23 protein-coding genes are annotated in these 24,911 nt (G+C 71.0%); 10 read left to right on the top strand and 13 right to left on the bottom strand.

All coding sequences use genetic code 11. The features are described 5' to 3' along the window. Positions 1-1,415 (bottom strand): PucR family transcriptional regulator ligand-binding domain-containing protein (locus tag QMK28_RS28680; protein ID WP_326442550.1); only part of this gene is annotated, 1,415 nt, incomplete at its 3' end. 149 nt (positions 1,416-1,564) lie between these two features. On the opposite strand from QMK28_RS28680, the gene QMK28_RS28675 reads away from it, so the two are divergent. Next, positions 1,565-1,777, top strand: coding sequence for a type II toxin-antitoxin system VapB family antitoxin (locus QMK28_RS28675; protein ID WP_326442549.1), 213 nt, complete (start codon positions 1,565-1,567; stop codon positions 1,775-1,777). Then, positions 1,774-2,193: a PIN domain nuclease gene (locus tag QMK28_RS28670; RefSeq protein ID WP_326442548.1), complete on the top strand. Its 420-nt coding sequence runs from the start codon at positions 1,774-1,776 to the stop codon at positions 2,191-2,193. Before QMK28_RS28675 ends, QMK28_RS28670 begins: the two co-directional genes overlap by 4 nt. 51 nt (positions 2,194-2,244) lie before the next feature. Here the strand turns inward: QMK28_RS28670 and QMK28_RS28665 are convergent, their stop codons facing one another. Then, entirely contained in the window at positions 2,245-4,497 is a 2,253-nt protein-coding gene (locus QMK28_RS28665; protein ID WP_326442547.1) for an ATP-binding protein, read from the bottom strand. A gap of 195 nt (positions 4,498-4,692) precedes the next feature. Here QMK28_RS28665 and gabT point away from each other — a divergent pair, with 195 nt between their 5' ends. After that, entirely contained in the window at positions 4,693-6,042 is a 1,350-nt protein-coding gene (gene gabT / locus QMK28_RS28660; RefSeq protein WP_326442546.1) for a 4-aminobutyrate--2-oxoglutarate transaminase, read from the top strand. A gap of 500 nt (positions 6,043-6,542) precedes the next feature. Further along, the gene (locus tag QMK28_RS28655) at positions 6,543-7,361 is read left to right on the top strand and encodes a phosphatase PAP2 family protein (RefSeq protein WP_326442545.1); all 819 of its coding nucleotides are present in this window, start codon (positions 6,543-6,545) and stop codon (positions 7,359-7,361) included. Here QMK28_RS28655 and QMK28_RS28650 read toward each other — a convergent pair. From QMK28_RS28650 to QMK28_RS28615, 8 genes are all read right to left on the bottom strand, one after another. Beyond that, a complete protein-coding gene (locus QMK28_RS28650) occupies positions 7,328-7,792 on the bottom strand; it encodes a hypothetical protein (protein WP_326442544.1) in 465 nt (154 codons plus the stop codon). The two genes, QMK28_RS28655 and QMK28_RS28650, sit on opposite strands and share 34 nt — an antisense overlap. 220 nt (positions 7,793-8,012) lie before the next feature. Beyond that, entirely contained in the window at positions 8,013-9,422 is a 1,410-nt protein-coding gene (locus tag QMK28_RS28645; RefSeq protein ID WP_326442543.1) for an NAD(P)/FAD-dependent oxidoreductase, read from the bottom strand. A 5-nt stretch (positions 9,423-9,427) separates the two neighbouring features. Beyond that, positions 9,428-10,213 carry an ABC transporter permease gene (locus QMK28_RS28640; RefSeq protein ID WP_326442542.1) on the bottom strand — a complete coding sequence of 262 codons (786 nt, stop codon included), beginning with the start codon at positions 10,211-10,213 and terminating at the stop codon, positions 9,428-9,430. Further along, entirely contained in the window at positions 10,213-11,178 is a 966-nt protein-coding gene (locus tag QMK28_RS28635) for an ABC transporter permease (protein ID WP_326442541.1), read from the bottom strand. Before QMK28_RS28635 ends, QMK28_RS28640 begins: the two co-directional genes overlap by 1 nt. After that, a complete protein-coding gene (locus QMK28_RS28630) occupies positions 11,175-12,323 on the bottom strand; it encodes an ABC transporter ATP-binding protein (RefSeq protein ID WP_326442540.1) in 1,149 nt (382 codons plus the stop codon). The genes QMK28_RS28635 and QMK28_RS28630 overlap by 4 nt, the downstream gene beginning before the upstream one ends. Before the next feature lie 58 nt (positions 12,324-12,381). Then, a complete protein-coding gene (locus tag QMK28_RS28625; RefSeq protein ID WP_326442539.1) occupies positions 12,382-13,629 on the bottom strand; it encodes a polyamine ABC transporter substrate-binding protein in 1,248 nt (415 codons plus the stop codon). A gap of 75 nt (positions 13,630-13,704) precedes the next feature. Beyond that, positions 13,705-15,222: a gamma-aminobutyraldehyde dehydrogenase gene (locus tag QMK28_RS28620; RefSeq protein WP_326442538.1), complete on the bottom strand. Its 1,518-nt coding sequence runs from the start codon at positions 15,220-15,222 to the stop codon at positions 13,705-13,707. Positions 15,223-15,398: 176 nt separating this feature from the next. Next, positions 15,399-15,872 (bottom strand): DUF4190 domain-containing protein, encoded by a 474-nt coding sequence (locus tag QMK28_RS28615; RefSeq protein WP_326442537.1) that lies wholly within the window; start codon positions 15,870-15,872, stop codon positions 15,399-15,401. Between the two features lie 192 nt (positions 15,873-16,064). On the opposite strand from QMK28_RS28615, the gene QMK28_RS28610 reads away from it, so the two are divergent. Beyond that, positions 16,065-16,517, top strand: a complete 453-nt coding sequence (locus QMK28_RS28610; protein ID WP_326442536.1) for an NADAR domain-containing protein — start codon at positions 16,065-16,067, stop codon at positions 16,515-16,517. On the opposite strand, the gene QMK28_RS28605 is transcribed toward QMK28_RS28610, so the two are convergent. Continuing rightward, positions 16,463-17,314 carry a DUF4190 domain-containing protein gene (locus tag QMK28_RS28605; RefSeq protein WP_326442535.1) on the bottom strand — a complete coding sequence of 284 codons (852 nt, stop codon included), beginning with the start codon at positions 17,312-17,314 and terminating at the stop codon, positions 16,463-16,465. The genes QMK28_RS28610 and QMK28_RS28605 overlap by 55 nt on opposite strands. 188 nt (positions 17,315-17,502) lie before the next feature. Between QMK28_RS28605 and QMK28_RS28600 the strand changes: the two genes are divergently transcribed. Together QMK28_RS28600 and QMK28_RS28595 are read left to right on the top strand one after the other, a co-directional pair. Then, positions 17,503-18,525 carry an adenosine deaminase gene (locus tag QMK28_RS28600; protein ID WP_326442534.1) on the top strand — a complete coding sequence of 341 codons (1,023 nt, stop codon included), beginning with the start codon at positions 17,503-17,505 and terminating at the stop codon, positions 18,523-18,525. Further along, entirely contained in the window at positions 18,525-19,214 is a 690-nt protein-coding gene (locus QMK28_RS28595; RefSeq protein ID WP_326442532.1) for a glycerophosphodiester phosphodiesterase, read from the top strand. The genes QMK28_RS28600 and QMK28_RS28595 overlap by 1 nt, the downstream gene beginning before the upstream one ends. Before the next feature lie 114 nt (positions 19,215-19,328). On the opposite strand, the gene QMK28_RS28590 is transcribed toward QMK28_RS28595, so the two are convergent. Beyond that, positions 19,329-20,516, bottom strand: coding sequence for a polyamine ABC transporter substrate-binding protein (locus tag QMK28_RS28590; protein WP_326442531.1), 1,188 nt, complete (start codon positions 20,514-20,516; stop codon positions 19,329-19,331). 179 nt (positions 20,517-20,695) lie between these two features. Continuing rightward, positions 20,696-22,159 carry a gamma-aminobutyraldehyde dehydrogenase gene (locus QMK28_RS28585; protein ID WP_326442530.1) on the bottom strand — a complete coding sequence of 488 codons (1,464 nt, stop codon included), beginning with the start codon at positions 22,157-22,159 and terminating at the stop codon, positions 20,696-20,698. 173 nt (positions 22,160-22,332) lie between these two features. On the opposite strand from QMK28_RS28585, the gene QMK28_RS28580 reads away from it, so the two are divergent. The 3 genes from QMK28_RS28580 to QMK28_RS28570 form a co-directional block, all read left to right on the top strand. Further along, positions 22,333-22,812, top strand: coding sequence for an Lrp/AsnC family transcriptional regulator (locus QMK28_RS28580; RefSeq protein ID WP_326442529.1), 480 nt, complete (start codon positions 22,333-22,335; stop codon positions 22,810-22,812). A gap of 2 nt (positions 22,813-22,814) precedes the next feature. Beyond that, positions 22,815-24,194: an aspartate aminotransferase family protein gene (locus QMK28_RS28575; RefSeq protein WP_326442528.1), complete on the top strand. Its 1,380-nt coding sequence runs from the start codon at positions 22,815-22,817 to the stop codon at positions 24,192-24,194. A gap of 197 nt (positions 24,195-24,391) precedes the next feature. Continuing rightward, positions 24,392-24,911: ABC transporter ATP-binding protein (locus QMK28_RS28570; protein WP_326442527.1), on the top strand; the 520-nt coding region annotated here is incomplete at its 3' end.

Below are 24,911 nucleotides of genomic sequence, written 5' to 3'. Positions count from 1 at the left end.
GCGCCGATCGGACCGGCCGGCGCGGACAGCCCGATGGCCAGCCCGTTGTCGGTGCCGGCCGTGGAGCGTCCGCGCGGCCGGGAGGCGGCCCCGAAGGTGGCCTCCAGCGCCGCCGCGTACTGCGCGCAGGCCGCGACCGCCGCCCCGCCGTCGGTGGCGAGCACGACGAGCCGCCCGGCGTCCGGCACGGCCAGCACGACCTCGCCGGTACGGGCGGCGGCGGCCTCCAGCGTCTCGGCCAGCGCGGCGAGGGTGTCGACGCCGGTCGGCCCGGCCGCGGCCGTCGCCTTCTCGCCGTCCGCGCCCGCTGCCGGCTTGACCCCGGCGGCGGGGCCCGCGGCCTCGTCGCCGGTGGCGCTCGATCCGGCCGCGCTCGATCCAGCGGCGGCCTGCGCGGCCCGCCTGCCCGCCGCGCCGCCCGCGCTGCCGACCGCCTTGCCGCCCGGCTTCGCGCCGCCCGGCGCCTCGGCCAGCAGCATCCGGAACGGGGCGTCCAGCAGCCCGCCGTACAGCTGCCCGGCCACCGCCCGAGCGTGGTCCGGCTCCCCCGCCAGCAGCATCTTCAGCACCGCGTCGCCGAGCCGCTGCTCCGCGTCCTGGAGCGCGCGGGAGCGCTCGGTGGTCAGCGTCAGCAGGGCGACGGCGGAGTGCATCGCGTAGCGCTCGGCGGTGCCCAGCGGCGCGCCGGTGCCGACCGCGAGGACGCCGCGCGAGCGGCGGCCCGTGCCCAGCGACTGGAGTTCGACCCGGTCGGTGGCGCTGTCGCTCGCGTCCGGCGCGCCCAGCACGACGCTCGCCGGGGCGGGCCGCTCGCGCAGCCGCTCGACGTCGGCGGTGAGCCGGGCGGCGCGCCGTGCGGCCCAGTCGGGGGCCGCCGCGACCACGGCGCCCGAGGCGTCGTAGAGCGCGGCCCAGCCGTCGAGGTGCACCGCGAGCCGGGCCAGCAGCGCCACCGGGCCCTCGGCGCTCAGCGCGGCCCGGGTCAGCTCGCGCTGCGCCTCGAAGCCCGCGGTCACCGCGCGGTACTGGTCGGCGGCGATGGCGGCCGAGACCGCCTTGCTGATCGCGAGGAAAGGCGTCTTACGCGGTACTTCGAGCAGCGGCAGCCCCTCCGCCTTCGCCGCCTGGACGAGTGCCCCCGGTACTTCCTCGTAGTTGACGCCGACCGCGAAACCGAGCCCGACCACGCCCGCGCCGACCAGCCGCCGCACGTACTGGCCCATCGCCTCGGGGTCGTCCGCGGCGAGCTTCATCGCGGTGACGAGCAGCAGCTCGCCGCCGTCCATGTAGGGCACCGGGTCGGTCAGCTCGCTGACGTGGGCCCAGCGCACGGGCGTCTCCAGCCCGTCCCCACCCGCGAGCACGGTCAGTTTCAGCGCGGAGTGGTGGACGAGGGAGGCGAGCGTGAGAGGCATGACACCTTCGATGCGGCGTTGCAGCGATTGCGCCGTCCCGTATGAACGGCCACTACCGATTGTGCCTCAGCGGAGGAATGCGGAGAACGCCCCCAACGTGGTTGATATACGGGCTATACTCGGCGTACATCAAGCCTAAGGAGTGGATCATGACCAAGCTTCTGGTGGACATCGACGACGAGGCCCTTGAACTGGCCGCGAAGGTCTTCGGCACGAAGACGAAGAAGGACACGGTCAACACCGCACTGCGGGAAGCCACTCGCCGCATACAGCGCGCCCGCGCCCTGGCCGAGCTGGTCGAGATGGCCGACCGGGGCGACTTCGACGAGTTCGTCGGCAACAAGGCGGCCTACCGTCCGTGAGCAGCGCACTCTTCCTCATCGACACCTCCGGCCTGTTCCGCATCTTCCAGAAGCCCGTCTGGGAGCAGTGGAACGAACAGCTCACCGCCGGAATCATCGCCGTCTGCCCGGCGGTGGAACTGGAGTTCCTCTACTCGGCCCAGTCGTTGGCCGACCGCTTGAAGAAACAGGAGCTGTTGCGTGAGTTGTTCTCCTGGGTGCCGATGCCCGAGCGTGCCTTCGAACGCGCCCAGCAGCTCCAGCAGCAGCTCACCGAGTCCGGACAGCACCGCTCGGCGGGGGCCGTCGACCTGCTGGTCGCGGCCACGGCCGAGCGCGAGGAGCTGATCGTCCTGCACGACGACCGCGACTACGAGGCCGTCTCCCGGCTGACCGGACTCCCGGTCAAGCGGGTCGTGACCGCTCCCCAGGGCTGAGCCCGCCCCGTCCCGAGCGCCGTCGGCCGCCCTGTCGGCTCCCGAGCTCCGTCATCCCCGCAGGTCGACCAGGACCGGCGGCGTGCCGCCGCCGCGTACCGAGGTGACGGAGAGCACCGCGCAGCCGGTCGGCACCGAATGCGCCAGCTCGGAGGCCGACCAGCGCTCGCGTTCCACCTTGCGCACGGTCACCGACTCGGCCGTCGCGGCCCGGCCGGTGACCAGCTTCCGGATGAAGTGCATGACCTTGGTGAACGGCTCGTCCGAGATGATCTGCCGGTTGGTGACGTCGCGGGTCTCGACCCACTCCTTGCCCCACACCTCGGCGAACCGCGCCCCGTCCCAGGTCGTCAGCCCGGCGAAGGCCATCCGGCAGCCGACCGCGCCGAGCAGCGCGCTGCGCAGCGACTCGGGCACGTCGTCCAGGGCGCGCAGGGTCAGCAGGGCGCCCGCGTTGGCGGAGCGCAGCCGCTGGATGCCGCGCAGCGCCTCGGGGGTGATGGTGTGCGAGGCGTCGTCGAGGACGAGGCAGGCGAACAGCGAACGGTCGCCGCGGGCCACCGCACACTCGGTGAACTGCGCGAGGACGAGCCGGGCGAGCATCCGGGACGCCTCGGCGTGGCCGCGCTCGGGCAGGTCGATCCGGACCCGGATCGGGTGGTCGAGGGCGCGCAGCGAGAACTGCCGGCTCTGCCCCGCCGTGTCGAAGAACCCGGCGAAGGAGGGCCGGTCGAGCAGCGCGATGCGGTCGGCGAGCAGCGCGGCCACATCGCCGGCCCGCTGCGACTGCCGCTCGCGCGCGTCGAGTTCGCGCAGCAGCGGCTGCTGGCCGCTCGCGTCGAGTTCGGCGCGGAGCGCGCCGAGGGCGGTGGCCGACCCGTCGAGCAGCTCGCGCAGTTCGGGTACGGACGGGAAGCGGCCGTGGGCGGCGCGGTACGGGCCGAGCAGTTGGGCCAGCGCGGTGGCCGCCCGGCGGCTGTCCCCGCCGGGCAGGGTCGCGGCCATGTCGCCGAGCAGCGCCTCGGCGAGGACGCCGGCCGCCTCGTCGGGGTCGGTGGTGCCGCCGTAGAGGTCGAAGTCGTGGGTGGAGTCGGGGCGGCCGATCTTGACGACCACGTCGAAGGCGTTGTCGGGCGCGAGCTGCGAGCCACTCGCGCCGACGGCGACGAGCGCGACCTGTCCGGCGAGCGCCTGGAGGCACAGCGACTCGACGACCGGGCGCACCAGGTTGTTCGTCTTGCCCGAGCCGGGCGGCCCGACGGCCAGCAACGAGGTGCCCAGCAGGGCGGGTTCGAGGGCGAGACCCGCGCCCCGGTGCTGGTAGGGGTTGCGGAGGTCGTCGGCGGCGGTGCCGATGCGGACCTGCTGGGCGAGCAGGTCGTGCCGCGCGGTGCGGACCGGCAGGTCACGCGCCCCTGAGGGGTGCCCGCAGGCGGCAGCGCCCTGGCGCAGCACGGTGTCGGTGAAGGCGGCGAGCCGGCCGGGCTGGGCGCGCACCGACTGCCAGGCGCGGTCGATGCGGGCCCGGTCGACGTCGTTCATCAGGCCGGACCGCGCGTCGGCCGCGAGCCGCTCGGCGGCGTCGGGCGCGCCCGCGACGCGCAGTTCGGGCCACTCGGCGGGGTCCTCGCAGGGCTGCGGCGGGGCCGCAGTGGTGGTGGCCTCGCCGACGCGGCGCAGCAGGGGGGCTGCGTACCGGCGCCAGATCTCGGCCCAGCGGCCGATCCGGGCGAAGATCACGACGAGAGTGAGGGCGAAGAGAGTGACGTAGATGTACCAGGCCACGACGAACGTCATCTTGCTGTCGCCCTTGGTCCACGACTCGGGTGTCAGCAAGTACAGCGGCCACAGCCAGTACTCGCCGAGGTATCCGTTCCAGGCGAGCGACCAGATCAGCCAGCCGATGAGCAGCGCGATGAGGCCGCCGCTGATCAGTTGGCGGCCGGGGATGCGTTCCGGCTCCTCGGGCGGCCTGACCCGGTGCCCGTACCTCCAGATGCCGGGCTCGGCGGCGGCGCGCGGGGTGCGCAGCCAGCCGACGAACGAGGACTCCGCGGCGCGGCCCCCGGAGCGGGGCGCGGCGGCGGGGGGTTCGGTGTGGCCGGTGTGCGCCGACGGGTCGGCGGCCGGCCGGTCCGGGGGCGCGGACGGGCGCGGCGGGGCGCTCGACGGGGTGGTGTGCGCCGGGGGCGCGCTCGGCGGTGTGCTCGATGGTGTGGGTTTCGGTGGACCGGCGGGCGTCGCCGGCCTCGGGACCGGGTTGGAACGCGTGTCGCGTGAGTCGCGTGTGCCCTCGGTGTCCATGTGGTGCCCCTTGCCCCCTGACCAGCAAACGTGTGTGCCCGTGCGCCGCCGCTCAATCTAGTGGTCGCACAGCGTCTCTATGTCCGGTGCGGACAACGCAACACGCGCACTTCTCCCGAACGGAACATGCCGGAGTGCGGCCCGCGCCCCTAGCCTGCGAACAAAGCCCCCGTTCACTTCCCCCAGGAGCCCCCCATGACCGAACTGTCCGGAGGCCCGGCCCTCCCCCAGGAGCGCCGCGTCGTCACCGCGATCCCGGGTCCGAAGTCGCAGGAACTGCAGGCGCGCAGGCTCGCCGCGGTCGCGGGCGGCGTCGGTTCCGTACTGCCCGTGTTCACCGCCCGCGCGGGCGGTGGCGTGCTGGAGGACGTGGACGGCAACTCGCTGATCGACTTCGGCTCCGGCATCGCCGTGGCCTCCGTCGGCAACAGCGCCGAGGCCGTCGTGCGCCGCGCGAGCGCGCAGCTCGCCGCTTTCACCCACACCTGTTTCATGGTCACGCCGTATGAGGGCTACGTCGAGGTCTGCGAGGAGCTGGCGAAGGTCACGCCTGGCGACCACGCCAAGAAGTCCGCGCTCTTCAACTCCGGTGCGGAGGCGGTGGAGAACGCGGTCAAGATCGCCCGCGCCTACACCAAGCGGCAGGCCGTCGTCGTCTTCGACCACGGCTACCACGGCCGGACGAACCTCACGATGGCGCTCACCGCCAAGAACATGCCGTACAAGAACGGCTTCGGGCCGTTCGCGCCCGAGATCTACCGGGTGCCGGTGGCGTACTCCTACCGCTGGCCGACCGGCCCGGAGAACTGCGCCGCCGAAGCCTCGGCCCAGGCGATCGACATGATCAGCAAGCAGATCGGCGCGGAGAACGTCGCCGCGATCATCATCGAGCCGATCCTCGGCGAGGGCGGCTTCATCGAGCCGGCCAAGGGCTTCCTGCCGGCCATCGCGCAGTTCGCCAAGGACAACGGGATCGTCTTCGTCGCGGACGAGATCCAGACCGGCTTCTGCCGTACCGGCCAGTGGTTCGCGTGTGACGACGAGGGTGTCGTCCCGGACCTGATCACCACCGCCAAGGGCATCGCGGGCGGCCTGCCGCTCGCCGCCGTCACCGGCCGCGCCGACATCATGGACGCCCCGCACAGCGGTGGCCTCGGCGGCACCTACGGCGGCAACCCGGTCGCGTGCGCCGCGGCGCTCGGCTCGATCGAGACGATGCGCGAGCTGGACCTCAACGCCAAGGCGCGGCGCATTGAGGAGATCATGAAGGCCCGGCTGGCCAAGATGGCCGCGCAGCACGACATCATCGGCGACATCCGCGGTCGCGGCGCGATGATCGCGGTGGAGCTGGTCAAGTCCGGTACGAAGGACCCGAACCCGCAGGCGACGGCGGCGCTCGCCAAGGCGTGCCACCAGGAGGGCCTGATGGTCCTCACCTGCGGCACGTACGGCAATGTGCTGCGCTTCCTGCCGCCGCTGGTCATCGGCGAGGACCTGCTGAACGAGGGCCTCGACATCATCGAGACGGCGCTGGCCGGTCTCTGACCGGACGGGGTGCGGAGCCGGGCCGCGCGCCCGCCTCCGCACCCCGCTGCGCTCCCCCGCACCCCTGGGCGCTCCGCCGCACGCCTGCGCGCCCCTCGGTTTCCGTCGATCCGACCCGATTCGCGGCCCCGGGTCCACGGCTTGCGGGCTACTACCGCCCGGTAATGGATGTGTGCGGTGAAGAAGATGTGCGGGGCCGATGGCGGACAGGCGTTCCGGCTTTCGGGCCCGCCCCGGCTGACGTACGGTTTCTGCAGATGAGAGAAACACTTCGCTCGCAGGGGACTGCGGGCGATGCCGAGTCGGCGCTTCCCCAGCTTCGACCCGGTCGTGCCCTCGCGCACATCACTGGAGCCTCTGGCTCCGGATCTTCTCACCGATCGGATGGCCGCCCGCCCCACACCCCCCGGGGCGCGCGGTTGCCCGGTTTCCACGGACGCCCCGGAGCTACCCCCCCTGCTCCGGGGCGTCCGACTGTCTTCCGCCGCTTCCCGGCCCTGTTGTACGCCCTGTTCTGCGCGGCCCTGTTCGGGGCGCTGACGTGGCAGGTGCTGGCCGACGGCCCGCTGCGCGCGGCGGACGAGCGCCTCGGCCGGGCCATGGCCCGGCACGGACTCCCACTCCCGATCCCGATCGCGGAGTTCTTCTCGGATCTGGGCAACACCATGGTGGCGCTGCCCGTCCTGGCCGTCTCGATGGCACTGGCGGCGCTGCGCGGGCACCGCGCGGGCCTGCGGCGCTGGTGGCTGCCGCCCTCGGCGGCCGGCCTCGCGATGGCCGTGCTGCCCGCGCTCGTCGTACCGCTCAAGGTCTGGATCGCCCGGCCCGGTCCGGTCGGACGCCAACTGGGCGACTACGTCGGCTACTTCCCGTCCGGGCACACCGCGACGGCCGCGCTCGCCTACGGGGCGGCCGTTCTCCTGCTCACCCACGGCCCCGGCCGCCTCACGACGCGCCGCGCGCCGGCCCTGAGCCGCGTCGCCGCGGTGACCGTCGTCGCGCTGCTGAATCTCACCGTGGGCGCGTCCCTGGTCCGCTGTCGCTACCACTGGCCGCTCGATGTGCTGGGCAGTTGGTGTCTTTCCGGCGTGCTGCTGTGCGCGGTGGCCGCGGCGGCTTCGGCTGCCGGCGCGCCCGTACCGGCGGACCGGTCGCCGGAGCCCCGGCCGTCGGAGCCCCGGCCGTCGGAGCCCCGGCCGTCGGAGCCCCGGCCGTCGGAGGCCCGGTCGGCCGAGACCCCGTCGTCGGACTCGGAACCCCCGGCGACTCATCCCCCCGCGCCCCCTCAGTCCCCGGCGCCCGAGTCGCGGGAGATCTGACTCACCGCCTCGTGCATCGCCAGTTCCAGGATCGCCGGGTCGGTGAGCGTGCCCGAGCCGTCCGGCGGTACGAGCCAGCGGGCGCCGCCCGTCGCGCGGCCGGGGTAGGGGACGACGATCCAGGTGCCGCGCCCCGCGCCCCGTACGCCGGTTCCGATCCAGCGGGACACGGTGCCCGGCGGTACGAAGAAGCCCATCCGGGCGTCGCCGAAGTCGGCGAGCACCGGCCCCGGCCGGTCGATGCACCGGGTGAGCACATCGAGGGTCGGATAGCCCAACTCGCCGGTCAGGATGAGTACGTCCCAGAGCCGGCCGGCGGGCAGCAGGGTCACCCCGAGGGGGTTGCGCTCCCACTCCCACCGGCAGGCCCCGGGATCCGGCGCCACCGATGCCAGCCACTCCACCGCGCTCTTCGCCCCCGTGCCGCCCATGTCCGATCCTCTCTCCGACTCGGCCCGTTCGGGCCGGGGTGTCCTGAGGGAGAGCGGAGTCGAGCGTCATCCTTACGCGGCTTCGCGCGGGAGTTTTCGACGGCACGGGTCACCGGGCGTCCACCGGTCGCACGCGGGCGTGCCACGGGGGCGTGACCGGCCCTGGCGGTCGGGGCGTGAGCGGCGGGGGCGTGAGCGGCGGGGCCCCGGCGGCGGGGCGTCAGCTGTCGAAGCCCAGCCCGATCTTGTCCATCCCCTTGAGCCACAGATTGCGCCGGACGCCCAGGGCGGCCGAGCGGGCCAGCGACCACTGGGTGATCCCGATGCCCGCCCAGCGGACCGGCTCGGGCGGGAACGGCAGCGGCTTGCTGCGCACCATCTTGGACGCGGTCCGCTCGGTGCGCTCCCCGCTCAGCAGGTCGAGCATCACGTCCGCGCCGAACCGGGTCGCCCCGACGCCGAGCCCGGTGTAGCCGACGGCGTACGAGACCCGGCCGCCGTGCGCGGTGCCGAAGAACGGCGAGAAGCGGGAGCAGGTGTCGATCACCCCGCCCCAGGTGTGGCTGAAGCGCAGCCCCGCGAGCTGCGGGAAGCAGCGGAAGAAGTGCTCGGCGAGCTTGGTGTACGTCTCCGGGCGCTGGTCGTACTCATGGGTGATCCGGCTGCCGAAGTGGTAGACGACGTCGTAGCCGCCCCACAGGATGCGGTTGTCGGCGGTGAGCCGGAAGTAGTGGAAGTGGTTGGCGCTGTCGCTGAGCCCCTGCCGCTTCTTCCAGCCGATCGAGTCGAGCTGTTCCGCCGTCAGCGGCTCGGTCATCAGCGCGTAGTCGTAGACCGGCACGATGAACGGCCGGACCCGGCGCAGCAGCGAGGGGAAGGCGTTGGTGCCGAGCGCGACATGGCGGGCGAAGACCCGGCCGTAGGGGGTGCGCGCGGCCATTCCCGCGCCCCGGGGCGTGAGGTCGTGCGCGGGGGTGTGCTCGTAGATCCGCACGCCTAGCTCCAGGCACGCGCGCTTGAGGCCCCAGGCCAGCCGGGCGGGGTTGAGCATGGCGACGCCGGCGGGGTCCCAGAGTCCGGCCAGGAAGGTCGGCGAGTCGACCTCGGCGCGCACTTCGTCGGCGTCCAGGAAGGGCATGTCGAAGCCGAGCTTCGCGGCCTCCTCGGAGGCTTCGCGCAACTCCTCGACCTGGTGCGGCTCGGTGGCGACGTCGATCTCGCCGGTGCGCTCGAAGGCACAGTCGATGGCGTAGCGCTCGACCGCCGCCTCGATGCCGTCGAGGTTGCGATTGCCCAGCTCCTCCAGTTCCCGCAGTTCCTCGGGCCAGCGGGCGAGGCCGTTGGCGAAGCCGTGGGTGAGCGAGGCGGCGCAGAAGCCGCCGTTGCGCCCGGAGGCGGCCCAGCCGACTTCCTTGCCCTCGACGAGGACGACGTCGCGGCTCGGGTCACGTTCCTTGGCGAGCAGCGCGGTCCACAGGCCGGAGTAGCCGCCGCCGACGACGAGCAGGTCGCAGTGCTCGTCGCCGACGAGCGCGGGCAGCGCACGCGGCCGGTCGGGGTCGTCGAGCCAGTAGGCGGTCGGCTGCGCTTCGGCGAGCGCACGGGCGGGGTTCATGGCTGCTGGGGCCATGATTCTCAGCTCCTTTTGCGGCGGCTGCCGGCCAGCTGGCCGACGAGCACGCACAGTACGGCGATCACGAACATGGCCGTTCCGATGACATTGATCTGTACAGGAGTGCCGCGCTGAGCCGATCCCCAGACGAACATGGGGAAGGTGACGGTCGACCCGGCGTTGAAGTTGGTGATGATGAAGTCGTCGAAGGACAGCGCGAACGAGAGCAGCGCGCCGGCGGCGATGCCGGGCGCGGCGATCGGCAGCGTGATCCGCAGGAAGGTCTGCACCGGGCCCGCGTAGAGGTCCTGGGCGGCCTGTTCCAGCCGCGGGTCCATGCTCATCACGCGTGCCTTGACCGCCGTGACGACGAAGCTCAGGCAGAACATGATGTGCGCGATGAGGATGGTCCAGAAGCCGAAGTTCGCGCCCATGTTGAGGAAGAGGGTGGCGAGTGAGGCGGCCATGACCACCTCGGGCATGGCCATCGGCAGGAAGATCAGGGTGTTGACGGAGCCGCGGGCGCGGAAGCGGTAGCGGGCGATGGCGAAAGCGATCATCGTGCCGAGCACGGTCGAGCCGACGGTGGCCCAGACGGCGATCTGCAGGCTGAGCGAGAGCGATCCGCACAGGTCGGCGACGCCGCACGGGTCGGTCCAGGCGTCGGTGGAGAACCGCTGCCAGGCGTAGTTGAAGCGGCCGTTGGGCTTGTTGAAGGAGAAGACCATCACGATGACATTGGGCAGGATCAGATAGGCGAGCGTGAGCAGGCCCCCGATCACCACCAGGTTGCGTCGCAGCCAGCGCATCAGACGAGTTCCTCCGTCCCGGCCTTGCGGATGTAGATGCTGACCATCGTGAGGATGGCCGCCATGAGGATGAAGGACAGCGCGGCGGCCGTCGGGTAGTCGAGCACCCGCAGGAACTGCGACTGGATGACGTTGCCGATCATCTTCTGGTCGGTGGAGCCGAGGAGTTCGGCGTTGATGTAGTCGCCGGTCGCCGGGATGAAGGTGAGCAGCGTGCCCGCGACGACGCCCGGCATCGACAGCCGGAAGGTCACCTTGCGGAAGGTGGTGAAGGGCCGGGCGTAGAGGTCGCCGGCCGCTTCGTGCAGCCGGGGGTCGATGCGCTCCAGCGAGCTGTAGAGCGGCAGCACCATGAAGGGCAGGAAGTTGTACGTCAGGCCGCAGATCACCGCGAGCGGGGTGGCCAGCACCCGTTCGCCCTCGGTGACCCCGAGCCAGCTCGTCACGTCGAGGATGTGCAGCGTGTTGAGCGCGCCGACCACCGCGCCGCCGTCGGCGAGGATCGTCTTCCAGGCGAGGGTGCGGATCAGGAAGCTGGTGAAGAACGGCGCGATGACCAGGATCATCACGAGGTTGCGCCAGCGGCCCGCCTTGAAGGCGATGAAGTAGGCGAGCGGGTAGCCGAGCAGCAGGCACAGCACGGTGGCCGTGCCGGCGAACAGCACCGAGCGCAGGAACTGCGGGTAGTACTCGGTCAGCGCGTCCCAGTAGGTGGCGAAGTGCCAGGTGACCTTGAAGCCCTCTTCGAGGGAGCCGGTCTGGATCGAGGTCGACGCCTGGTAGACGAGCGGCGCCGCGAAGAAGACGACCAGCCAGAGGATGCCGGGGAGCAGCAGCCAGTAGGGGACGAGCCGTTTGCGGACGGCGGTCGTGCGGGGGGCGCGCTCGGCGTTGTCGGCGCTGTCGGTGTGCTCGCCGGGCTCCGGCGCGGGGGCGGGCGCGGGGGGCGCGCCTGTGGCACTCACGCGCTGTCCTCGGGGGTCTCGGTCCCGGCGTCGATGTCCTGCGCGGCGTCGAGCCCGAAGGTGTGCGCGGGGTTCCAGTGCAGGACGACGTCGGCGCCGGGGACCAGCCGTCCGTCCCGTTCGATGTTCTGCTGGTAGACGGCGAGTTCGGGGCAGACGGGGCTGCCGATGACGAACTGGGTGGAGACGCCGATGAAGCTCGCGTCCTTGATCCGCCCGGTGATCCGGTTGCGTCCGGCCGGGATGGTCCCCTCGTCCGCCGCGGCCACCAGGGAGATCTTCTCGGGGCGGACGCCCGCGAGCACCTTGTCGCCGGTGCCGGCCGGGGCCGAACATCGTGCGGCGGGCATCGTGATCTTGAAGTCGCCGGACTTCAGCTGGAGGTCGTCCCCGCTCGATCCGACCACCTCGGCCTCGATGAGGTTGGAGGTGCCGAGGAAGTTGGCGACGAAGGTGGAGACCGGGTTCTCGTAGAGGTCGGCGGGCGCGCCGAGCTGTTCGACCCGGCCGCCGTTCATCACCGCGACCGTGTCGGCCATGGTCATGGCCTCCTCCTGGTCGTGCGTGACGTGCACGAAGGTGATGCCGACCTCGGTCTGGATGCGCTTGAGTTCAAGCTGCATCTGACGGCGCAGCTTCAGGTCGAGGGCGCCCAGCGGCTCGTCGAGGAGCAGCACCCGCGGGTGGTTGATCAGCGCGCGGGCGACGGCGACGCGCTGCTGCTGGCCGCCGGAGAGCTGCTGCGGCTTGCGGCGGGCGAAGTCGCCGAGCTGTACGAGGTCGAGCATGTCGCCGACCTGCTTCTTCACCGACTTGACGCCCCGCCGGCGCAGGCCGAAGGCGACGTTCTCGTAGATGTCGAGGTGCGGGAAGAGCGCGTAGTTCTGGAAGACGGTGTTCACCGGGCGCTTGTAGGGCGGCAGCGCGGTGATGTCCTCGCCGGCGAGCCGTACGGTGCCGGCGGTGGGTTCCTCCAGTCCGGCGATCATGCGCAGCGTGGTGGTCTTGCCGCAGCCGGACGCGCCGAGGAGGGCGAAGAAGGAGCCTGCGGGCACGGTCAGATCGAGCGGGTGGACGGCGTTGAAGGAGCCGTACTTCTTGCTGATCCCTGTGAGGCGGACATCGCCGCCGGAGCTCTCTGTCATGGGTGCCAGTCCCAGGTGTGGTGGTGGTCGAAAAGGGGGGCGGTCGGGCTCGGAGCGCTCAGGCGCCGATGAGCTTGGCGAACTTCTCCTCGAACGCCGACTCTTCCCTGGCCGAGAGCAGCCGGAAGTTGTGCGACTTCGCGGCCATTTCCTTGTCCGGGAGGATCAGCGGATTGGCGGCGAGATCCTTGTCGATCTTCGCGAGCTCGGCGCGGACGCCGTCGACCGGGCACACGTAGTTGATGTAGGCGGCCAGCCGCGCCGCGTTCTTGGGCTCGTAGAAGAAGTCGATGAGCCGCTCGGCGTTCTTCTTGTGCCGCGACTTGACCGGGACCAGCAGGTTGTCGGTGGACGTCATGTAGCCGGTGTCCGGGATGACGAACTTGATGGCCGGGTTGTCCTTCTGGAGCTGGATGAGGTCGCCCGCCCAGGCGACGCAGGCCGCGATGTCGCCCTTGCTCAGGTCGTCGACGTAGTCGTTGCCGGTGAAGCGGCGGATCTGCTTGCGGTCGACGCCCTTCTGCAGCCGGGCGATGGCCGCGTCGAAGTCGTCGCTCGTGCAGTCCTCGGGCCGTTTGCCCAGGTCGAGCAGGGTCAGCCCGACGGTGTCGCGCATCTCGGAGAGCATCCCGACCCGGCCCTTGAGCTTGGGGTCGTCGAGCAGCTGCGAGATGGAGGTGACCTTGCGTCCGCCGGTCGCCTTCTCGTTGTACGCGATGACGGCCGGGATGCCGGTCCAGGTGTACGAGTGGGCGCGCCCCGGGTCCCAGTCCGGCTCGCGGAACTGGGCCGACAGGTTGGCGTACGCGTGCGGCAGGTTGGCCTGGTCCAGCTGCTGTGTCCAGCCGAGCCGGATCATCCGGCCGGCCAGCCAGTCGGTGACGCAGATCAGGTCACGTCCGCTGTCCTGGCCCGCGGCCAGCTGCGGCTTGATCTTCCCGAAGAACTCGACGTTGTCGTTGATGTCCTCGGTGTACTTGACCTTGATGCCGGTGCGGCGCTGGAACTCCTCCAGCGACGGCCGGTGCTTGCTGTCGTCGGTGACGTCGATGTACTCGGCCCAGTTGGAGAAGCTGAGCCGCTTCTCCTCGTCCGAGTGGTCGTCGCTGGTTTCCGACCCGGTCTTCCGGCCCGCGGGCGGGATTCCGCAGGCGCTCAGCGCGCCCGCCCCGCCGATGGCGAGCGCCCCGGCGCTGCTCGCGCGCAGCAGCGAGCGGCGGCTGAGCGCCATCCGGCCGTTGGCCGCGCTGCGCCGAATGGCGGCCGATTGTGGAGGGGAGAGACTTTCGGGCTCGTGGTGCTCCATGAGCTACGCCCTTTCGCGAGGGTGACCCGGTGGTCAGCCGGGGGTCCTGTGTCAGCCGTGGTCAGCCCGCGTTGGTCAGCGGTCCCCGAAGACGGTGCGGTGCCAGTCCTTGCGGGCTACCGCCGTGTTGTCGTACATCACGTGCTTGACCTGCGTGTACTCGTCGAAGGAGTACGTCGACATGTCCTTGCCGAAGCCGGACGCCTTGTAACCGCCGTGCGGCATCTCGCTGAGGATCGGGATGTGGTCGTTGATCCACACACAGCCGGCCTGGATCTCGCGGGTGGCGCGGCCGGTGCGGTAGACGTCGCGGCTCCAGGCGGAGGCGGCGAGGCCGAACGGTGTGTCGTTGGCGAGCGCGATGCCCTCGTCGTCGCTGTCGAAGGGCAGCACGACCAGCACAGGGCCGAAGATCTCACGCTGCACGATCTCGCTGTCCTGCGCCGCGCCGGTGATCAGGGTGGGCCGGTAGTACGCGCCCTTGGCCAGCTCGCCGCCGGGCGCTTCGCCGCCGGTGTGGATCCGGGCGCCGTAGCCGCGGGCCCGGTCGACGAAACCCGCGACCCGGTCGCGCTGGGTGTGCGAGATGAGCGGGCCGAGGTCGGTCGCGGGGTCGAAGGGGTCGCCGAGCCGGACCGTCGCCATCAGGTCCGCGACGCCGGCCACGAAGGCGTCGAACAGCGGGCGCTGGACGTACGCGCGAGTGGCCGCGGTGCAGTCCTGGCCGGTGTTGATCAGCGAGCCGGCGACCGCGCCGTGCACGGCCGCTTCCAGGTCGGCGTCGTCGAAGACCAGGAAGGGGGCCTTGCCGCCGAGCTCCAGGTGCAGCCGCTTGACGCTGCGGGTGGCGATCTCGGCGACGCGCTTGCCGACCTCGGTCGAGCCGGTGAAGGAGGTCATGGCGACCGAGGGGTGGCCGACGAGGTGCTCGCCGGCTTCCCTGCCCGCGCCGGTGACGATGTTGACGACGCCGTCCGGGATGCCCGCCGCGGTCGCGGCCTGCGCGAACATCAGCGAGGTCAGCGGGGTCAGCTCGGCGGGCTTCAGCACGATGGTGTTGCCCGCCGCGATGGCCGGCAGCACCTTCCAGGCGGCCATCTGGAGCGGGTAGTTCCAGGGCGCGATGGAGCCGACGACGCCGATCGGCTCGCGCCGGGTGTACGAGGTGTGGTCGCCGGTGTACTCACCGGCCGCCTTGCCCTCCAGATGGCGGGCGGCGCCCGCGAAGAACGCGACGTTGTCGATCGAGCCCGGCACGTCGAACTCGCGGGACAGCTTGATGGGCTTGCCGCACTGGAGCGACTCGGCGTACGCGAAGTCCTCGGCCTGGTCGGTGAGCACGGCTGCGAAGCGGTGCATCGCGTCCGAGCGCTCGCCCGGGGTGGCTCCCGACCAGCCGGGGAAGGCCGCCGCGGCGGCGGAGACGGCCGCGTCCACGTCGGCGGTGCCGGCCAGCTCGTAGGAGTACACCTCGTCGCCGGTCGCCGGATCGACGACCGCGTGGGTCGTCCCCGAACCGCCCTGCTTGAGCTCGCCCGCGATGTACTGCGCGCCGCCGGCGAACCGCCCCATCACATCGAACTGTTGCTCCATTACGCACTCCTCCGCCGATCCGCAGCGCTATGCGGGTAGGCGTAGCTCCAACCCGGATCGAAGGCCGATCCTGGCAGAGGGATACCCCTTCAACAAGGGATTCCGTTGTTGCTTTTTGGTTTCGCAACGGATTCGGTCAGTGCGGGGCGGTGCCGACGGTCCGTCTCAGCGGTCGGTCACATGCCCATGCCTATGCCCAGAACGCTCGCGAAGACGGCGAACCAGAGGAGCGGGAACGCAAGCGACAGGACACCCAGCACGATGCCCGCGGTCGCGGGGCTGCTGTTGGTCGCCTCGCCCCTCTTCACCCGGCCGCGGCCAACGCCGCCGAAGATGATGGCCAGCACGCCGAGAATGAGCGCGAAGAACCAGAAGACGGCGATGATGCCGCAGACCAGGCCGATGATGCCGCAGACCAGACCCGCGGTGCCCATGCCGTTGCGGGGCATGCCGTAGCCGCCCTGCCCCGGATAGCCGTAGGGCTGGACCGGCGGAGCGGTCGGGTAGTTGCTCGCGACCGGGTAGCCGTAGCCGGGCTGCTGCGGGGGCTGCGGCGGCGGCTGCGGGGGCTGCGGCGGCTGCTGCGGAGCGGCTCCGTAGGCATTCGGGTCATAGCCGCCAGGCTGACCAGGATTGTTGTAGTTGGACATGAGTTGTCTCCCCTCCAAGGAAATAGCCTGGTAATGCTATGGCCAAGATTCACCCGGGGCAGTCGAGTTCCCCGTCGGTGACCCAGTCGGTACGTACGCCGGAGGCGCTGCCGCTGTCAGTCAGTGGCAGAGCCACGACCACCGGAACCCGCTACGAGTATCAATGTCAGTGGCCCCTGCGAGAATCGGCGCATGACAGCGAACGGCAGCCACGCCGCAGCTGGCCCCCAGCCACAAGGGCCGCAGTCCGTCAAGGAGTTGCTCGCATCCGACCGCGCGGGAGCGGCGCTTCACGTACCTCTATTTCCGGGGGCATCAGCCGCGGCGGGACGGCAGCGTGGGCGCCGGCTGCCTGAGGCCCAGTGGCGGCGGAGGCGGTACGAGATCGTGGTCGCGGGCAGTGTGGCTGAGTTCGCTCTCCACCCGGGCCTGCGCGGCTATTTGCTCGGCACCGGCACCCGGGTGCCGGCCGAGGCCCACCCGCCGGACCGGCTGTGGGGCATCGGGCTCGCCGCGGACGACGAGCGGGCCCAGGACCCGGCCCGGTGGCTCGGCTCGAACCTGCTGGGCTTCGCGCTGACGGAGGCGCGTCAGCGACTCGTGAACGGCCCCGGGGCCGACGGCGAGACGGGGATACCGGGCTGATTCCGGATCGCCGCGGGGCCCGACGCCAGGACCGGCGCGGGGCCCGACGGCGTGACGAGCACGACCGCGTTGTCGTAGGGGCCGGAGTCGTACGGGTCGGAGTCGTCGTCCTCGGCCACCACCACGACGACGATCATCAGCGCGCTGCCGACGACCGCGACCGCCCCGAGGATGAGCCCGGCCAGTGCCTGGCCGCCGTTGGTCGCCTCGCCGCGGCTGGCCCGTGCCCGGCCGAGCGCGCCGAAGATGATCGCGAGGATGCCGGGAATGACGCCGAACACGACGGTGACCGCGAGGACCGTACCGACGATGCCGAGGACGAGCGCGGCTATGCCGAAGCCGTTGCTCGGCCCGGCGGCCTGCCAGCCCTGGCCGTAGCCCGCGCCGGGGTACTGGGGATAGCCGGGAGCGCCGCCGTAACCGGGCGCGCCGTACGGGTCGCCGCCGTAGCCCGGAGCGCCGCCGTAGGGAGCGTTGCCGTAGCCGGTCGTGCCGTACGGGTCGGCGTAGGGCGGTGAGCCGTAGCCGCCCGGCTGAGCCGACGGGTAGGCGCTCGGCGTGCCCGGCCCGGTCGGGGCGGGCGGAGGCGGCGGCACCGGACCGGGGCCCCCGGCGGACGGCATCGAGGTGACCGTCGGCTGGTCGGCCACCGGCTGCCGGGGCGCCGCAGGACCGCTGTCCCGGGGATCGCCGGCCGTCGGCGGCTTGGTCAGCGGGACGCGCCGCTCCGGCGGAGCCCATGGATCGCGCGGCTCGGATCGCTCAGGTGATCCCGGCTGCTCGGGCTTGTCGGACATGACTCTCCCTGTGGTCGTCCCGCAATGCTACGGCCTGCCCCCGAACGGGGACGACCCGCAATTACGATGATCGAAGCCCGTCCGTCCCGGACCCGCCCCGAGCCGTCCCGCACCCAGCCGTCCGCCGCGCCGACGCCCGGACCAGCCACCCCGTACCGCGCTTCGCGCACCCGTTCCCGGAGGTCCCGATGTCAGAGCTGCACCCCTTCATCGCAGGGCTTCCCAAAGCCGAGCTGCATGTGCACCACGTCGGCTCCGCGTCTCCGCGCATCGTCGCGGAGCTGGCCGCCCGGCACCCCGACTCGCCGGTCCCCACCGACCCCGAGGCCGTCGCCGACTACTTCACCTTCACCGGCTTCGCGCACTTCGTCCAGGTCTACCTGTCCGTCGTGGACCTCATCCGGAACGCCGAGGACGTGCGGCTGCTGACCTACGAGGTCGCCCGGGACATGGCCCGGCAGAACATCCGCTACGCCGAGTTGACCGTCACCCCGTACAGCTCGACCAGGCGCGGCATCCCCGACCTCGCGTTCGTCGAGGCCATCGAGGACGCCCGCCGGGCGGCCGAGGCCGAGTTCGGCGTCATCCTCCGCTGGTGCTTCGACATCCCCGGCGAGGCCGGTCTGGAGTCGGCCGAGGAGACGGCCCGGATCGCCACCGAACTGCGGCCCGACGGACTCGTCTCGTTCGGCCTCGGCGGTCCCGAGGTCGGCGTTCCCCGGCCGCAGTTCAAGCCGTACTTCGACCGCGCCATCGCCGCCGGACTGCACAGCGTGCCGCACGCCGGCGAGACCACCGGGCCGCAGACCGTCTGGGACGCGCTGACCCATCTGCGCGCCGAGCGCATCGGCCACGGCACCAGCAGCGTCCAGGACCCGCGGCTGCTCGCCCATCTCGCCGAGCACCGCATCCCGTTGGAGATCTGCCCGACCTCCAACATCGCGACGCGCGCGGTGCGCACGCTGGACGAACACCCGCTCAAGGAGATGGTCGCGGCCGGCGTGCTGGTCACGATCAACAGCGACGACCCGCCGATGTTCGGCACCGACCTCAACACCGAGTACGCGGTGGCCGCCCGGCTCCTGGGCCTCGACCGGGCGGGGGTCGCGAACCTCGCCAAGAACGCGGTGGAGGCATCCTTCCTCGACCGCTCGGGCAAGGCGCTGCTCAGCGCCGAGATCGACGCCTACACCGCCTCCTGGACCGGCTGATGGCGCGCGGCGAGGCGGTGGCCGTCGGCCACCGCGGCGACCCGTACAAGTACCGCGAGAACACCCTGCCGTCGCTGCTCTCGGCGCTGCGGGCGGGCGCGGGCGCGGTGGAGACCGACGCCCGGCTCACCCGCGACGGCGTCCCGGTGCTGCTCCACGACCGGACCCTCAAGCGGCTGTGGGACCACGACCGGCCGCTCGCCGCCGTCACGGCCGACGAGCTGCGCGGGCTGACCGACGGCGGCGTCCCCACCCTGAGCGAAGCGCTGGCGGAGGCCGCGGCCTTCCCGGCCGCCCGCCTGCTCATCGACTTCCCCGATCCGGCGGCGGTGCCGGCCGTCGTCGCCGAGGTGCGCGCCCGCGGGGCCGCCGACCGCGTCTACTACTGCGGCGGCGGGACCGCGATGCTCGCCGTACGGGCCGCCGACCCCGACGCCGAGATCGCCCTCTCCTGGGACCGCGCCGCGCCGCCCCGGCCCGCGCTGCTGGCCCGGGTCCGGCCCCAGTGGCTCAACTACCGCTTCGGACTGATCACCGAGGACCTCGTCCGGCGCACCCACGACGAGGGCATGCTGATGGCGGCCTGGACGCCCGACACCCGGCGCACGATGACCAGGCTGCTCCGGATGGGAGTGGACTCGATCACCACCAACCGGATCGACACCCTGCGCCGGCTGCACGCCGGGTGACGGGCGCGGCCCGGCCGGTGGGAGTCGGGCCGGGGGCGCGAGGGCAGGAGCCGGGGGCGCGGGGGAGGCCCCCCGCGCCCCCGCCCTCAGCCCCCGCCCTCAGCCCGGGAGCCGTCACAGCCCGACGATCGAGTTCCACTCCTTCGCGAACTCCACCCGCTCCTGCGAAGTGATGTCGCGCGCGATGACGAGCCGCTCGCGCATCGAGTCGTCCGGGAAGATCAACGGGTCCTCGGCGAGCGCCGCCGTCTCCTTGTCCTTCGACGAGGCGAGGACGTCGCGGGCGGCCGGCACCGGGCAGACGTAGTTGACCCACGCGGCCAGCGCCGCCGCGACCTCCGGCTGGTAGTAGTAGTCGATGAGCCGCTCCGCGTTCCGCTTGTGGGCGGCGAGGTTGGGGATCATCAGGCTCTCCGCCCACAGCTCGGCCCCCTCCTGCGGCACCACGAACTCGATGTCCGGGTTGTCGGCCTGGAGTTGGATGACGTCGCCGGAGTACGCCTGGCAGGCGAGGACGTCGCCGCTGGAGAGGTCCTTGATGTAGTCGTTGCCGGTGAAGCGGCGGATGTGCTTGTCGCGCACCAGCCGCCGCACCTGGTCCGTCATCCGGTGGAAGTCGTCGGCGTTCCAGCGGGTGATGTCCGTCCCGTTGCCCTGCATGAGCAGCGCGAACGCCTCGTCGAGCCCGGCCAGCAGGGTCACCTTGCCGCGCAGGTCGTCCTGCCACAGCTCGGAGGTGTGCCGGATCTCGCGGCCGAGCTTCTTGCGGTTGTACGCGATGCCGGTGATGCCGGACTGCCAGGGCACGGTGTGCAGCCGGCCGGGGTCGAAGCCCGGTCGGCGCAGCAGCGGGTCGAGGTACTTCTCGACGTTGGGCTGCCGCGCGCGGTCCATCTTCTGCACCCAGCCGAGCCGGACGAAGCGGGCGCACATCCAGTCGCTGGTGACGATCAGGTCGCGGCCGGTCGACTGGTGGTTCATCAGCGCGGGGCTGATCTTGCCGAAGAACTCGTCGTTGTCGTTGATCTCCTCGGTGTAGTCGACGGAGATTCCGCTGCGCTTCTCGAAGGCGGCCAGCGTCGGGCGCAGTTGCCGGTCGTGGTCGTCGACGTCGATGTAGAGCGGCCAGTTGGCGAATACGACGTTCCGGTCCTTCGCGGAGCGGTCCCGTCCGGCGCGGTCGTCGGCCGCCACGTAGGCGGGCGGCACCCCGCAGCCGGTCGCCGCCGTGAGCGCCCCGCCCACCCCGGCCATCCCGATTCCGCGGATCAGTGAGCGACGCGACAAGGAGAGATCAGCCATGGCCCACACCTTCACGCAGTGTGCGAACGGCGGCAATAGACAGACTGACCGGTGTGCGGCGGCGGCTCACGACACAGTGTGTGCCACATCACGCAGCGCGGCCCCGGACGCGGGAAGCGTCCGGGGCCGTGCTGCGTGCGCCCGTCCACCGGCCTCTCGCCGGCGCCCGGGTGGGCGGTTCAGCTGTCCAGGGACGTCATCACGTGCTTGATGCGCGTGTAGTCCTCGAAGCCGTACCCCGAGAGGTCCTTGCCGTAGCCGGACTTCTTGAAGCCGCCGTGTGGCATCTCCGCGACCAGCGGGATGTGGGTGTTGATCCACACGCAGCCGAAGTCGAGCCGCTTGGACATCCGCATCGCGCGGCCGTGGTCCTTGGTCCACACCGAGGAGGCGAGGGCGAACTCGACGTCGTTCGCCCACTCGACGGCCTGTTCCTCGTCCGTGAAGGACTGGACGGTGATGACCGGGCCGAAGACCTCGTTCTGGATGATCTCGTCGTCCTGCTTGAGGCCGGAGACGACGGTGGCCGCGAAGAAGTAGCCGCGCTCACCGACCCGGTGGCCGCCCGCCTCGATCTTGGCGTGCGCGGGGAGCCGCTCGATGAAGCCGGCGACCTGCTTGAGCTGGTTGGCGTTGTTGAGCGGCCCGTAGAGCACGTCCTCGTCGTCCGCCGCGCCGGTCTTGGTGTCGGCGGCGGCCTTGGCGAGCGCGGTCACGAACTCGTCGTGGATCGACTCCTGGACGAGTACGCGGGTCGCGGCCGTACAGTCCTGGCCCGCGTTGAAGTAGCCCGCGACCGCGATGTCCGCGACGGCCTTGGCGATGTCGGTGTCGTTGAAGACGACGACCGGCGCCTTGCCGCCCAGCTCCAGGTGGACCCGCTTGAGGTCCTTGGAGGCGCTCTCGGCGACCTGCATGCCGGCCCGGACCGAACCGGTGATGGAGGCCATCGCCGGGGTCGGGTGCTCGACCATCAGGCGGCCGCTCTCGCGGTCGCCGCAGATGACGTTGAAGACGCTCCTGGAGTGGCCCAGTTCCGCCAGCACGTCGCCGATGATCTCGGCGATGAGCACGGTGGACGCCGGGGTGGTGTCCGAGGGCTTGATGACGACGGTGTTGCCCGCGGCGAGCGCCGGGGCGAACTTCCACACGGCCATCATCATCGGGTAGTTCCACGGCGCGACCTGCGCGCAGACCCCGACCGGCTCGCGCCGGATGATCGAGGTGAAGCCGTCCATGTACTCGCCGGCCGACCGGCCTTCCAGCATCCGCGCGGCGCCCGCGAAGAAGCGGATCTGGTCGACCATGGGCGGGACCTCCTCGGACCGCACCAGGGCGAGGGGCTTGCCGCAGTTCTCGGACTCGGCGGTGATCAGCTCCTCCGCCCGCGCCTCGAAGGCGTCGGCGATCTTGAGGAGCACTTTCTGCCGCTCGGCCGGGATGAGATCGCGCCAGGCCGGAAACGCGGCCTCGGCGGCGGCCATCGCGGCGTCGACGTCCGCTGCTCCGGACAACGGCGCGGTGGCGTATGCCTCGCCGGTGGCGGGATTGACCACCTCCGTGGTGCGTCCGTCCGCGGCGTCCCGGAATTCCCCGGCGATGTAGTTACGGAGCTTGCGCAGCCGTCCCGACTCGGTAGTCACGTGCCACCCCTCCTGTCAGATGTCCGATGGATGAGACTCTCACCCTAGTCTCCCCGGAGAGGTTTTCGACATACCTACAACCCAAGAACAACGGAATCAGCAAAATAATGGCACCTAGACAACGAATTTCATCCCTTTGGAGTTGCGGGACAGACGAGTCCTCGTGCACAGTGATGGACGTGGCCAATCGCGACAAGCACGGCAGTCCGTCGATCGACTCCGTCTCCCTGGCAATCATCGAACAACTCCAGGAGGACGGGCGCCGTCCGTACGCCGCGATCGGCAAGGCCGTCGGCCTGTCCGAGGCGGCCGTCCGGCAGCGCGTACAGAAACTGCTCGACCAAGGCGTGATGCAGATCGTCGCCGTCACCGACCCCCTCACGGTCGGATTCCGGCGGCAAGCGATGGTCGGCCTCAACGTCGAGGGAGATCTGGACCCGGTCGCCGACGCGCTGACCGGCATGGAGGAAGTCGAGTACGTGGTCATGACCGCGGGCTCGTTCGACATCCTCGTGGAGATCGTCTGCGAGGACGACGACCACCTGCTGGAAATGATCAACAAACGGATCCGCACGCTGCCCGGCGTGCGCTCCACCGAGAGCTTCGTCTACCTCAAGCTCCGGAAGCAGACCTACACCTGGGGAACGAGATAGCTATGAGCGCCGACGCCGCTTCTGCGAAGAGCACATCCAAAACGGCGTACGACCACCTGTGGATGCACTTCACCCGCATGTCGTCGTATGAGAACGCCCCCGTGCCGACCATCGTGCGCGGCGAGGGCACCTACATCTACGACGACAAGGGCAAGCGCTACCTCGACGGGCTCTCCGGCCTCTTCGTCGTGCAGGCCGGGCACGGCCGCGCCGAGCTCGCCGAGGCCGCCGCCAAGCAGGCCAAGGAACTCGCGTTCTTCCCGATCTGGTCGTACGCCCACCCCAAGGCAGTCGAGCTGGCCGAGCGCCTCGCCGACTACGCCCCGGGTGACCTCAACAAGGTCTTCTTCACCACCGGCGGCGGCGAGGCCGTCGAGACCGCCTGGAAGCTCGCCAAGCAGTACTTCAAGCTCACCGGCGAGCCCACCAAGTACAAGGTGATATCCCGCGCCGTCGCCTACCACGGCACCACGCAGGGCGCGCTGTCCATCACCGGCCTGCCGGCCCTCAAGGCCCCCTTCGAGCCGCTGGTGCCTGGCGCCCACAAGGTCGTCAACACCAACATCTACCGCGCGCCGATCCACGGCGACGACCCGGTGGCCTACGGCCGCTGGTGCGCCGACCAGATCGAGCAGGAGATCCTCTTCGAGGGCCCGGAGACCGTCGCCGCCGTCTTCCTGGAGCCGGTGCAGAACGCCGGCGGCTGCTTCCCGCCGCCCCCCGGGTACTTCCAGCGGGTCCGCGAGATCTGCGACCAGTACAACGTGCTGCTCGTCTCGGACGAGGTCATCTGCGCCTTCGGCCGCCTCGGCACGATGTTCGCGTGCGACAAGTTCGACTACATCCCGGACATCATCACCTGCGCCAAGGGCATGACCTCGGGCTACTCCCCGATCGGCGCGGCGGTCATCTCCGACCGTATCGCCGAGCCGTTCTTCAAGGGCGACAACACCTTCCTGCACGGCTACACCTTCGGCGGCCACCCGGTGTCCTCCGCGGTGGCGCTGGCCAACATCGACATCTTCGAGCGCGAGGGCCTCAACCAGCACGTGCTGGACACCGAGAGCTCCTTCCTCAAGACGCTGCAGAAGCTGCACGACCTGCCGATCGTCGGCGACGTCCGCGGCAACGGCTTCTTCTACGGCATCGAGCTGGTCAAGGACAAGGCGACCAAGGAGACCTTCAACGACGAGGAGTGCGAGCGCCTCCTCTACGGCTTCGTCTCCAAGGCGCTGTTCGAAAACGGCCTCTACTGCCGCGCCGACGACCGCGGTGACCCGGTCATCCAGATCTCGCCGCCGCTGATCTCCACCCAGGAGACCTTCGACGAGATCGAGCAGATTCTTCGCACGGTCCTGACCGAAGCGTGGACTAAGCTCTGAAATAAGCACCACCGCGCAAACATTTGACGGCCCAGGTTCACCCGCATACGCCATGCGGGTGAACCTGGGCCGTTGTTCGCGTCGCGCCTCTCCGCCGACCCGTCCAGGCAGTCCTTACGGTGCTAGTGACCCATACCCATCAGGGTCGTTCACCCGGTCGGGGGAACGAACGGACGCAGCTAAGCAGAGGTGCTCAGATGGTGGTCCCGCCTGACAACGACGTGCTCCGGGCCCGTGCCCTGCACTACGCGCACAACGGCACGCCCGCCCTCACCGGTGTTTCCCTCGGTGTCCGCGAAGGCGAGATCCTCGCCGTCACCGGCCCACGGGGCTCCGGCAAGACAACGCTCCTCAAGTGCCTGTCCGGCCAGCTCCCGCCCCAGGAGGGCGAGATCTGGTTCAACAGCGCCCCCGTGCACACCCTCACCCCGCGCGACCGCGAACGGCTGCGCCGCGACCGCTTCGGCTGGATCGACACCGAGCCGCAGCTCGTGCCCGAACTGACGGTCTGGGAGAACGTGGCGCTCCCGCTGCTGCTGCGCGGCAGCGGCCACCGCGTCTCGAAGCAGTCCGCCGGCGAGTGGCTGGACCGCCTCGACATCGGCGACTGCCGGCGCAAGCGCCCCGGCGCGCTCAACCAGTCCCAGCGCCAGCGCGTGGCCATCGCCCGCGCGCTGGTCACCGCGCCCTCGGTGCTCTTCGCCGACGAGCCCACCG

This window comes from Streptomyces sp. H27-D2 (assembly GCF_035828615.1).
In the GTDB taxonomy this organism is placed as follows: domain Bacteria; phylum Actinomycetota; class Actinomycetes; order Streptomycetales; family Streptomycetaceae; genus Streptomyces.
This window is presented reverse-complemented; position numbering and strand designations above follow the sequence as displayed.